The organism is Streptomyces sp. NPDC032721 (assembly GCF_055579625.1).
The window spans coordinates 1,221,768-1,233,222 of the sequence record NZ_JBVIMX010000001.1; the positions used below are offsets into that span (position 1 = coordinate 1,221,768).

Annotated in this window: 11 protein-coding genes; 9 read left to right on the forward strand and 2 right to left on the reverse strand. The window is 70.6% G+C overall.

Annotation, left to right across the window (positions count from 1 at the left end):
• Positions 1 to 42 precede the first annotated feature (42 nt).
• From ACZ5PB_RS05305 to ACZ5PB_RS05340, 8 genes are all read left to right on the forward strand, one after another.
• Positions 43 to 711, forward strand: a complete 669-nt coding sequence (locus ACZ5PB_RS05305) for a hypothetical protein (RefSeq protein ID WP_468687931.1) — start codon at positions 43 to 45, stop codon at positions 709 to 711.
• Between the two features lie 52 nt (positions 712 to 763).
• Positions 764 to 1,585 carry a hypothetical protein gene (locus tag ACZ5PB_RS05310; RefSeq protein ID WP_468687932.1) on the forward strand — a complete coding sequence of 274 codons (822 nt, stop codon included), beginning with the start codon at positions 764 to 766 and terminating at the stop codon, positions 1,583 to 1,585.
• Between the two features lie 24 nt (positions 1,586 to 1,609).
• Positions 1,610 to 2,434, forward strand: coding sequence for a hypothetical protein (locus tag ACZ5PB_RS05315; RefSeq protein ID WP_468687933.1), 825 nt, complete (start codon positions 1,610 to 1,612; stop codon positions 2,432 to 2,434).
• Positions 2,431 to 3,351: a hypothetical protein gene (locus tag ACZ5PB_RS05320; RefSeq protein WP_468687934.1), complete on the forward strand. Its 921-nt coding sequence runs from the start codon at positions 2,431 to 2,433 to the stop codon at positions 3,349 to 3,351. The genes ACZ5PB_RS05315 and ACZ5PB_RS05320 overlap by 4 nt, the downstream gene beginning before the upstream one ends.
• Positions 3,352 to 3,456: 105 nt before the next feature.
• Complete coding sequence (locus ACZ5PB_RS05325; protein WP_468687935.1) at positions 3,457 to 4,332, forward strand: adenine nucleotide alpha hydrolase family protein; 876 nt, start codon at positions 3,457 to 3,459, stop codon at positions 4,330 to 4,332.
• Positions 4,329 to 5,597 carry a DNA cytosine methyltransferase gene (locus tag ACZ5PB_RS05330; RefSeq protein WP_468687936.1) on the forward strand — a complete coding sequence of 423 codons (1,269 nt, stop codon included), beginning with the start codon at positions 4,329 to 4,331 and terminating at the stop codon, positions 5,595 to 5,597. Before ACZ5PB_RS05325 ends, ACZ5PB_RS05330 begins: the two co-directional genes overlap by 4 nt.
• Positions 5,597 to 6,724 (forward strand): DnaB-like helicase N-terminal domain-containing protein, encoded by a 1,128-nt coding sequence (locus tag ACZ5PB_RS05335; protein ID WP_468687937.1) that lies wholly within the window; start codon positions 5,597 to 5,599, stop codon positions 6,722 to 6,724. The genes ACZ5PB_RS05330 and ACZ5PB_RS05335 overlap by 1 nt, the downstream gene beginning before the upstream one ends.
• A 308-nt stretch (positions 6,725 to 7,032) precedes the next feature.
• Positions 7,033 to 8,379 carry an SPDY domain-containing protein gene (locus ACZ5PB_RS05340; protein ID WP_468687938.1) on the forward strand — a complete coding sequence of 449 codons (1,347 nt, stop codon included), beginning with the start codon at positions 7,033 to 7,035 and terminating at the stop codon, positions 8,377 to 8,379.
• Positions 8,380 to 8,551: 172 nt separating this feature from the next.
• Here the strand turns inward: ACZ5PB_RS05340 and ACZ5PB_RS05345 are convergent, their stop codons facing one another.
• Positions 8,552 to 8,842, reverse strand: coding sequence for a DUF6087 family protein (locus ACZ5PB_RS05345; protein WP_468687939.1), 291 nt, complete (start codon positions 8,840 to 8,842; stop codon positions 8,552 to 8,554).
• Between the two features lie 648 nt (positions 8,843 to 9,490).
• On the opposite strand from ACZ5PB_RS05345, the gene ACZ5PB_RS05350 reads away from it, so the two are divergent.
• A complete protein-coding gene (locus tag ACZ5PB_RS05350; protein WP_468687941.1) occupies positions 9,491 to 10,240 on the forward strand; it encodes a hypothetical protein in 750 nt (249 codons plus the stop codon).
• Positions 10,241 to 10,267: 27 nt separating this feature from the next.
• Here the strand turns inward: ACZ5PB_RS05350 and ACZ5PB_RS05355 are convergent, their stop codons facing one another.
• The gene (locus ACZ5PB_RS05355; protein ID WP_468687943.1) at positions 10,268 to 11,164 is read right to left on the reverse strand and encodes a DUF5655 domain-containing protein; all 897 of its coding nucleotides are present in this window, start codon (positions 11,162 to 11,164) and stop codon (positions 10,268 to 10,270) included.
• Between the last annotated feature and the right edge of the window lie 291 nt (positions 11,165 to 11,455).

The following is an 11,455-nucleotide window of genomic DNA, read 5'->3' on the forward strand; positions in this document are numbered from 1 at the left end:
CCCACCGTCCTGCTGAACGCGCAGGCCCTGTCCGCCCAGCACATGGCGGCATCCGCCCTCGCGATCGTGGACACCCTCAACGCCCAGCCGATGTACCACAGTCCCGAGATCCGCGCGGTCTACGCCCGGGTGCGTCAGCTGGCCCAGCTCGCGACCGACGCAGGCGACCATCTCATCGACGCCGTCGATATCATCGACCACACCGTCGAGGGCCTCCCGGTCGAACTCGGCGACGGCTTCCTGACCGTCCTGACCCACAAGGACGCCCGCCTGGAGGCCGGCAGGCGCTTCACCCTGGCCGGCAGCCTCACCGCGCTCGGCGCCCCGGACGCTCTGGAAGCTGCCGAGCAGTACGTCGTCGAGCGCCGCAACCGAGGCTTCGTCCCCGGATACCAGCCGCCCGGCCTCACTCCCACCCAGAGCATCACCCTGCGCGCGGTGGCCCGGGGAGACGTCGCCATCACCAGCGGCAAGCCCTACCTGCGTCGCGAAGACATCCGGGTGAGCATCAGCACCATCCGTGCTCTGGAAAGCCGGGGCCTGGTGATGCGTGAGGACTGCCCGGACTGGTTCCGCGACGAGCGTGTCCACCTCACCGCAGCAGGACGCCGCGACCTCGCCGCCTCCTTCGCACGGACACGCACCACCTCCCTGAGCGCCACACGGCCTGCCGCGCCCCTGCCAGCGCCAGCCGCCAGCCGCGCCCGCTGACCACCTCCACAGCCCCGCGCACCCCCCTGACGCCACTCATGAAAAGGCCCCTTTGGACACTGCCCCGGACGAGCATCAGCTCTTCGACATGACGCCGCAGCCGAGCCTGCCCGAGCGCATCCTGGCCCTGGCCGCCGACTACACCCGCCACAACGACCTGCTCGCCGACCACCGTCTGACCTCCCCCGACGGGGCCGACCAGTTGACCGCCCCCCGCCACTCCGCCGAACGCCTCGTGCACCTGACCCGTGACCTGCTCCACGAGGTCACGAGCGCCCTGCCCCGTCACCGGACGGTGCCGCGCGACGCCGCAGCCCGCCTGCGCCAGCTCACCCACCTTGCCGAGCTCGCCGCCGCTCAACTCGACGGGCTGCAGCGCACCCTGGAAGCCACCGGCACTCCCCCCACGCACAGCACCGCGATCAGCACTGCCCGCGCGCTGACCCGGCTCGGCGCCGAAGACCTCGCCACGACCGCCTTCGCTGTCGCTCACGAACTGCGCCTGCGCGGCATCCAGGACCTCAGCCCCCAGACGCTGCCGCTGTCCGCGAGGGAGAACGGCGCCCTGACGGCCGTCGCCCGCGGGCACGTCGCCCTGAGCGACCCGCGTACCACCCCGCGCATCGACTCCCGCACGCCGATAACCATCGAGACCTTCCGCGCGCTCACCGAACAAGGGCTCATCGAGTCCCTCCCGATCCCCCGCGCGTACGACTGGCTCGACCAGACCCGCCTCCACGTCACCGGCACCGGCCGCGCCCACCTCGTCGGACTGGCCAGCCACCCGGCCTCGACCGCACCGGCGCCGACGCGACCCCTCGCCGCCAGGCCCGCCACCGCACCGGCAGCCGAGGCCGCCGTCCCACGCCGCTGACCTCACCCCCGCACAGAATCCGCCATGCCCCTGCCCCCTGACCTACCTGAGCGTCTGCATGACCTCGCGCTCCGCTTCGAGACCCTGCACTCCCTCCTCGACGACCTGCCGCCCGCGCATGCCGCGGAGTACCTCGGCGACCTGCGCCGCCACCTCACCGGCGCCCACGCGCTGACCGACGAGACGCTGACCCTGCTGCACGACCTCCACCACGCCGCCCCCGCCCCCGACGCCCTCACCGTGCAGGAGAAGGGAGCAGTGGGTGCGCTGAGCATCGTGGCCACCACAGCGGCCTCCCTCAGCAGTCACCTGGTCGACGTCGCCACCACCCCGCTCACGCACTCCCGGACCCACGGCAATCCCCTGAGCACTGCACCGCCGTTCGACGGACGCATCGAGGCGGTCCTCGACCACCTGGAGGGCTGCGCCGAGGGATGCCGGGTCACCGCCCGTCTCCTCACCGGCCCGGCCCGCTCTGCGGCAGCACCGCTGCGTCTCGTCGCATCGGCGCCGGCCACCGGCAACAGCCCGCACCTCACGCCCTACCAGCACGCGGCCCTGCGGCTGATCGCCCAGAGCGGCGCCTCGCTGCACCACAACCCGGCCGGGCGGCGATACCTCCGCACACCGGACGGCGGGCAGATCCTGCTGAGGGCCTACGAGGTTCTCGCCCGGCAACGACTGATCGCCCCCGACACCCGCTTCCCCCTCTTCCTCGGACAGCCCGTTGCGGCCACCAGCCTCGGCCGCTCCCTCCTGGCCACCCTGCCACCGGCACCCCTCGCCCCGCTCCCAGGACAGCCGCTACGCCCCGTACCGGCCGCACCCCACCGGACCGGTGCCCGATGACCACACCCACACCCCTGAGCGCCAAGGGCCGGGAACCCTGGTCCGAGAAGCGGCGGACCGACCGCTACAACTGGGAACTCGCCCGCGGGCAGATCACCGCTTTCGGCGAATCGAAATCCCTCCAGGACTGGGCCAGAGACGAACGGTGCGCAGTCAAACGGGAAGCAGTGCGTACCCGGCTGGCCCTGGGGTGGGATCCCGAGGACGCCCTCACCAGGGCCCGGCACGACAAGCCGGACCTGGAGTTCACCTACAACGCCCGGACGCTGACACTGCGCGGGTGGGCCGAACAGAGCGGCATCAAGTACCACACGCTCTACAACCGGCTCACCAAGTCGAAGCTGACGTTCGAAGAAGCCCTGGAAAAGGGTGGCGACGGGCCCCACTTCGCCCTGCCGGTCACCGCGTTCGGGGAAACAAAGACGCTCGCCCACTGGGCAGTTGACCCCCGGGCGGGCTGTGCCGTCGCCACGATGCGACGCCGCATCGCCGAGGGCTGGGAACCGGAACGCGCCATCACCGAAGAACCCCAGCAGCGCTCCACCCTCGGTGCCGGAGTCCCCTACCACGCCTTCGGGTTGAGCATGGGGCTGGAGGACTGGGGACGTTACACACAGATCCCGGCCGGCAACCTGCGCCACCAGATGAACGCCCACCAGCTCTCGCTGGAAGCCACGCTCACAAGCCTGGGCTGGACACCGCGCACTGGTCCGCCGCTCCCCCAGGACCTCCTGCGCATCACCGCCGCCGAACTGCGGCCGGGCGACCACGTCCTTGACCTGGACCCCTCCGGCACCGACCAACAGCTCCTCACCGTGCGCCGGCCAAGCCCCGCCACCGCGCCGCCCAACCGCGCCCCGCAGGCCCGCTCCCTGCCCGCCCCCGCCACACCCCGCGCCGCCCCCGTACGGCGCTGAACCCCCTCTCCTTCCCGGCTGCCGCCCAAACCGCAAGGACCCTCTATCCCCTCCTCTCCTCAGTTCCGCGCCATATCCCTCGGTGCCGGTATCCAGTCCAGCGCCATGCTCGCCCTGTCCGCCGAGGGGATTCTCCCCAAGGTCGATTACGCAATTTTCGCCGACACAGGATGGGAACCCGCAGCGGTTTACGCACACCTTGATCGCCTTGAGCGCGAAATAGCGAAGCCCGCCGGAATTCCCATCCTGCGCGTCTCAGCAGGCAACATCCGCGATGACGCCCTGAACCCGGACAAGCGGTTCGCTTCCATGCCGCTCTACGTTCTGAACCAGGACGGCAGACCCGGGATGACCAGGCGTCAATGTACTGGCGAGTACAAGGTCAAGCCCATCAAGAAGGCGATCCGCGACCTTCTAGGATACCCCTACCCCGCCCGCATCCCGAAGGATATCTGGGTCGAGCAGTGGATCGGCATTTCCACGGACGAATTTCACCGGGCGAAGGACGCCGACGTCAAGTACATGCACAACCGGCACCCACTGATCACCGATATGAACTGGTCGCGGAACGACTGTACCCGATACCTCTCCTCGGTCGGCCTAGCAGAAACACCGAAATCATCGTGCCTTGGGTGTCCATTTCACGGAAATGCGCAGTGGCGGAATATCCGCGACACCAGTCCGGACGAATGGCAGGACGTCGTCGCCTTCGATGCCGCGATCCGCTCCGGTAACGCCAGAGCGAATGCCACGGGCAATCCTCTGCTGGGCCAGGCGTTCCTGCACCGCTCCCGGGTACCGCTCGACCAGGCGCCGGTCGATCACGTCACCGCCGCCGAATGGGCCGCTCTGCAAACGGAGTTGCCGGACCGTCCCGACGCCCGGGAACTGGAGCTGGGCGTCGCGGACGGATGCTCGCCGTGGTCCTGCCGCGGCTCCGACCCCGAGCCGACGCACGGGGACTTCGGGCTGGCCTCTTGATCCTGGACCTGTTCGCGGGCCCCGGTGGATGGAGTTGCGCACTGTCCGCCCTGGGAATCCGGGACGTGGGCCTGGAATGGGACCAGTGGGCCTGCAAAACACGTGCGGCAGCAGGCCAGTTGACCGTGCGGACCGACGTGGCGATGTACCCCACACACCCGTTCGTCGGGCGAGTGGACGGCCTTATAGCGTCCCCGCCGTGTCAGGCATGGTCGATGGCTGGCAAGCGGCTCGGCCTGCTCGACCAGCCGCTCGTCCACCAGGCGGTCGCCGACCTCGCTCAGGGACGCGATACCCGGGACGAACTCCTCGCCGCCTGCCGCGATCCGCGGAGCCTGCTCGCCGCCGAACCGATGCGCTACCTGCACGCCCTGCACACGAAGGGCGAACCCGACTGGGTGGCGATGGAGGAAGTACCCGACGTCCTCGCGCTGTGGAAGCAGTACGCGGCGATCCTGCGTTCTTGGGGGTACTCGGCATGGACGGGCGTCCTCAACGCGGCGGACTACGGCGTTCCGCAAACGCGCAGGCGGGCGATCCTGCTCGCCTCGCGCACCCGGACCGCCGAGCCGCCGCCGCCCACCCACGCGAAGGTGGCCGAGCCAGAGAGCCTGTTCGGGCCGGGCCGGACCCGGTGGGTGTCCATGGCCGAGGCGCTGGGCTGGGGTGCCACAGACCGGCCCACCCCCACGGTGTGTGCTGGCGGCGGCCCCGGCGGTGGGCCCGAGCCTTTCCCCTCGGGCTCCCGCAAGATGCTGTCGGACGCCCGCGACCGCGGCACCTGGACGCCCCGCCCCTCCGGAGCCGTGCTGCGGTCACGGCGGGAGGGGGCGGGCTGGGCCGCCCAGCAGGGCACCCGCGACAACCGTCCCGCCGACCGCCCCGCGCCCACCTTCACCGCCGAAGCGCACCGGTGGGCCTGGGCCCTGCGCAGCAACAACCAGGCGAACGCCACCACCCGCCGCAGCGACGAGCCCGCCGGCACCCTCTTCTTCGGACACCGCGCGAACGAGTGCGTCTGGATCGCCGAGCCCGCCCCCGCGCAGCCGGACCAGGACCCGGTCACACCGCCGGATCCCATCCGGATCACCGCCGCCGAGGCCGGCACCCTGCAGACCTTCCCCGCCACCTACCCGTGGGCCGGGAACAAGGGCCAGCAGTTCAGCCAGATCGGCAACGCGGTCCCCCCGCTCCTGGCCCTGCACCTGCTGGCCCCGCTCCTGGAGCGGACCTTGACCGCTGACGACTTCACCCTGGCGGCCTGATGTCCGCACGCCCCCACAGCCGCCCCCTGCCGGACGAGGACGTCCCGTACGCCGGAACGCCCCCGCAGCCGGTGGACTTCGCCGAGCAGGCACTGCTCGGCGCCCTCCTCATCCAACCCGCGCTCACCCCCGGCATCCACCTCACCCCCGAGCACTTCACCACCCACATGCACGGCAGTCTCTTCGCCGCAATCCAGCAACTCGCCCCCCACGTTCCGCACCAGGCGGGGGAGTCGCCGCCGTTGCTGCCGAGCCTGCACTGGATCAATCAGGTGTTCACCACCGCCGCCGCGCAGGCCCGCGGTCTGACCTTGCCCTACCTCCACCGGCTCGTCAGCTCCTGCCCCGAACCCGCCCATGCCGCCGCGTACGCACGGATGATCCAGACCGGACACGTCCGCCGCAGCCTCCACGCCCACGCCGACCAGCTCGCCCAGACGGCCGCCGACACCCGCCTGCCCGCCCCGGCCACCACGGTCGCGGAGCAGTGCGCACGCCTGCTGGTGCACGTGGATGCCCTGCAACAGCAGATCGGCTCCCCGACCGGCACCGCACCGCGCACCCCCCTCCCCGGGGCACCTCAGAACGCACCCTCGGACCAGGAACTAGCCGACGAACAGGGCCTGTTGGCGGGACTGGTGCGCCTGCCCGACGCGTTCCCCGCTCTGCGGGCGCTGCGGCCCGAGGACTTCGCGGACCCGCTGCACGGTGGGCTGTACCGGTGCCTGACCGCCATGGCCCACCGGGGCGATCCCCTCGACCCCATCACCGTACTCGGCGAGGCCGAACACCAGGGCCTCCTCACCGGCCATGTCACCCCGCAGACGGTGCTGGCCCTGGTCCAGCCCAGCCCCGACGACCCCGTCTACTGCGCGGAACAGATCCTCCAGCAGTCCCTGCTGCGTTCCGCGCGCCTGGCCGCCCACCACATCCGCGTGTACGCGAGTGACCCGGTCAACACCGTGCACCAGCTCCTGATCGGCAGCCGCCGCGCCCTCGCCCCCGTCACGGCCACCCACCGCCGCTGGCAGTACCTGCACCACCCACCCCCGCCGCCCGGCCCTGCCCCCGCACGCGCTCCCGTCGCCCGCCCGGCACGACCGCCCACCGCCCGCACCGCCCGATGACCCAGCCCTCCCGGGAGACTTCCTCTGCACACTCCCTTCCACGCCCCCCGACGGCAGCGCATCGCGCTCGCCTGCGCACTCGTGCCCCTCGCCGTGGTCCTGCTCCCCACCCAGCTGCCCGCTCCCGTCAAAGTGATCGCCCTGGCCATCCTTGGCGCCATCGGTCTCACCCTGGTCGGCCGTGCTGCCCGTCCACGCCGCCGGACTCAGCCGTCCGGTCCTGGAACTCCTCCTCCCTCCACTGACCCGGCGGCCTTCATGCGGCACCACCACATCAACTAGCCCACCAGCCACGAATCGAGCAGCGCATGGCCTCCAACGCCCCGACAGCCCGCATCCTCCTCAGCAAGCACCCCACGCACTCCAGCGCGGTGATCGCCACCCTCATCGATCCCACCAGTGCCGACAGCAGCCTCGCCCGCGCGATCCTGTACCAGTACGGCTTCGTGGCCGCCGCCGCGCAGACGATGGTCCTGGCCCGCATCGACAGCGAGGAGGCCCACTACGCCAGCCGGGCCGCCCGAGCCCTCCGCGGTGAGAACCTCGGCGTGACGATCACTTCCGAACTGCAGGAGGAGATCGATACCGAATGGACCTGGCACGACCACCCCATGCGCTGGCTGGACCGCGAGGAAATACGAGAGGTCTCCGCCGACGCCCAGAAGATCCACGACGACATCCGTGACGGCCGCCTCATCATCCACGCCCACGCCGACGACGGATGGACCACCGTTGCCGCCGGTACCTACCGCGACGGCGAGAGCATCCACCTCCACGGCCAGAACCATCTGCGTACCGTCACCGCGACCTACGAGACCCCCCGCGAGGCACTGACGGAATTCCTACGCCTCTACGAGGACGCCGTCCGGCCCGGCCCCGCCCCACTCACCAGCACAGAGAAGGCAGCAGCGACGGCCCTCGCGGAAGCCCCTCTGCTGCCCCCGGTCTCCCTGCCGGCCCCGGCCCCGGAGGCCGTGCCCGCCTACGCGGCCGACCCGGGCAACCACGACGACGCACTCGACGAGTTCCTCAACACGCACGACACGTGGTCGAAGTCGCGCACCTGGTCCGACAACACCACCCACCTCGTCCACGACGAGCAGACGCTGCGCATCGAACGCGAACACGAAACCACCCGGGGCGACACCGCCTGGACCATCGCCGCCTACGAAAGCCCCGTCTCCGACCGCCTCTGGCGCCTCTCGCTCTCCACCGACACCCCCGAGCCGATCCTGCGCACCGTGCTCGACGCCCTCGCCGACAACGACCTCGACCCCCGGCCGGTGAACGAGGAAGCCGTCCACGACATCACCTCCCCCCTCCTGCAAGCGGGATGGGAGCACACGGCGGACGAACACCGCCACTCCTGGGAGATCACCGGCGCAGCGGGCCTCCAGCTCAACCGCTCCACCAGCTGGCACCTCGAAGCCGACATCTGGACGTTGTGGGGCGGCCCCAGCATCCGTTACCCCACCTGGACGCTCACCGCCTCTCGCACCACCCCCACGGAAATCCTCACCGCCCTCGCCGAAGAACTCGTCACAGGAACCGGCACCCGCCAGACGCCGCAGCCCACCAAGGAACCCAGCAGACAGCCCGCTCCAGCCCCGGCTCCACCCCCCGCGCCCACCACACGCACGCCCGCACGCCACTGACCTGCCCCGGGCAGCCTCCCCATAAGGCAGCGCCCCCGTACAAGCGGAGCAGACCACTGCCGCCAGTGAGTGTGGGGTGCTGGACGGGCCAACCAGAGAAGCTCCCCCACCGCGGTCCGCCGCTGGGGGAGCTTCGCACGTACGAACTTCGGCGCTCGGGGGCCTGACGGTCTCAGCCGGCAGGGGGTTTCCGGTGCCTGCCGGTGCCCTCGCCCGGATGTGCAGGCGCCTGGGCCGCAGCAGGCTTCGCCACGTCCGGATACATGACCCCCTTGGCCTCGGCCAGGTTCGGCACGACCGTGACCAACTCCCATGCGTGGCCGTTCCACCGCTCGATGGCGCGCGGCCGGTCCGGGTAGAGGTGCGTGGCCCGCCGGCCGGTGTCGTCGGCGACCACCGCACGCAGGCGGCCGATCCTGGCGTGCCGTCGCTTCGCCCACTCTGCCAAGGGCTCGTCTTCCATCGTGCACGTTCCGTTCTCGACCGGGTGGGGCCAACAACAACCGACAGTAGTAGTTGCGGGCACCGTGGCGCAGGCCGCTGAGGGACCCAAGGGACCGGCCGCCAGAAGTCAACTCCCGTACATGCGCGTACGGGTCACACCACACCGCACCACGGACGCGGACAGGACCACAACAACACCATGGTCAATGCCCGTTCCGTCGCGTCCCGGGCGGGAGGCGGAATATAGGCGAGGATCGCCGGTTCGCCAAACCGGCGGATTTCCAGACCATGGATGTTCCACCGCCACCTCCTGTCCACCGACCGAGAAGAGAGCGCCACCCCACCCAAAAGCTCATCCCCGTTACCCGCTTGCCGACACCCACCCAGCCGTCCGACGGGCATCGGCCACGCCTCCACACCCGAAAGTGCCCCCATGAGCAGTTCGCCCACTACTGGGCATGGGTACAGGGAGCCGAGGCCGGTCTGGGCACGCAGCGGCGAAGCTGAGGTGCAGCAGTCCCGGGCGGCGCACGCCAGGCCCTTACCGGGCCGCACTTGCAGGTCACCCGTGCCGTGCTGGCCAGTCTCCGTGGCGTCGCGCGCCTGCGGATGGACCGGCTGGCAGCCGATGCCCGGCTTCCCCTCGGGGCGTCGCTAGGCTGCCACGGTGATCGACTCACCTGCTCCCGAGCCGCCCGGTGACCCCTTCGGTCTCCGCCTGCGCATCACCTACGACGACGGCCTCGGCAGCAGCCCCCAGGGCGACACCTTGGAGCGTTGGAACGTCTCCGTCCTCCACCACCAACAGATGCACGACGGCAGCCAGCACCCGCAGGCTGCCCACGAGTGCGCGGACGCGGGCTGCGCCGCGGATAGCGCGGAGCTCCTGGTCGGGTCGATGACCTTCTACCGGGTGCACGTCGACCGGGCCCAGTCCGCCTACACCGCCATGGAGGAAGAGTCCGAGGACCTGTACGAGATCGCCCAGACGCTGGTCGACCCGGCGACCGGAAACCTCACCGACGAGGTCAGCGACCTGCTGCCGTACGCCGGCACCGCGCTGCTCGTCATGGACACCGTGCACCTGTCCCCACCCTGGCGAGGCCATGGTCTGGGCCCTGTTCTCGCCGCCGAGGCCCTGCACCGGCTGATGCCCGGCTGCCGGGCGGTGGCCGTGGCCCCCGGAGTCAGCGACCTCAGCGGCCCCCAACTCCGAAGCCAGGCCGAATGGAACCGCGTGAACGCCAAAATCGCCCGCGGGTGGCAGGACATCGGATTCCGTCCCTACCGCGGTGGGGTGTACCTGCTCTCGCCCGCCGCACCGGACCTGGAGGAACGGCGCGACGCCCTGCGCGAGCGCCTGGTCGTGCTCGGCCTGACATGGCGGGCGGGGCAAGCACACGCCGATGCGCCATGACCGGTCACCCCACGGGGGCTGCGCCCTTCACGCCGCGGCGTAGGAAAGCCGGAGCAGGTCGAGGGCGCGCTCCAGGTCCGCCTCGGACCGCAGCTGCACCTCCAGGTCACCGGTACCGTGATGGCCAAGTCCGCTCACGTTGCGGGTGAACCCCGGGACCAGGTCGACGTCCTTCGGATCCACCTTCAGGTAGAGCAGCAGCTTGCTGCGCTGGGGCGGGATGAGGCAGGCGAAGTTCCGCAGCCGCTGGTAGGCGGCGTACTGCTTGCGCTGGACGCGGTGCACGCCGTCCCCGAGCCCGAGCAGGACCTCGTCCACCGCACTCGCCAGCGCCATCATCGACGTGTCCTCGGCATCGGCTGCTGCCCGTGTCACCGCCCGGCGGCGCGCCCGACGTGCCACCTTCACGCCACCGCTGACGGAGGCCACCGTCTCAAGGCCGAGCAACTCCCTGCCGAAGAACCGGTAGCGGACCAAGTCGATCGCCCGCCGGTGCTCGCGCACGGCATGCACGTCGTAGCGCGAGAAGCCACCGGCGACACAGATCAGGCGCGGGCCACTCCACAGCACCTGGGACGCGGCCGTTCCCCCGAGCCGGTCGCGGACCAGGTGCTCGAACTCCGCCCGGTGATCCACCAGCCAACTGAGATAGAAAAGGCCCTGGTTGATGACCCCGGCGTCAACGCCCCGCTTGTACTCCACGACGACCGGTGATCCGTTCTCATCGATGCCCAGCGAATCGATCCGACCGCCGTGCACCGGCCCGGTGCTGTACTCGCTCGCCAGGAACCGAACCCCCAGCAGCGTCTCCATATGCGCCTCGACCAGGCCCTGCACATCTGCCTCGACCGCAGCAAGACGCGGCACGACCTCAGTCATGCCGCTATTCAAAGTGTCCGTACGGAACAGCCTCAGCTCCGACACATCCCTTCCTCGGCAACCGGCCTCACAACACCGAGGGGGCCTGCGTTATTTCCGCTCCGCCCTCCCGTTGCAGAGGAAACGACTGTGGAACTCCGAGGCGGGGCAGGTTCCTGAAGCATCCCCACACGGCTCGGCAGACGCGTACGCAGCAAGCAGAGGGCATGACGAAACGAGGCTCGGGCCACCCCGCGGGGGGGGGGGGGCCCCCTTTTCTCCTGTGGGGCCGCCAACCAAACTCCCCCTCCACCACCCCTTCCCCTCCCCCCCTCCCCGCTACCAACCCAAAAGACG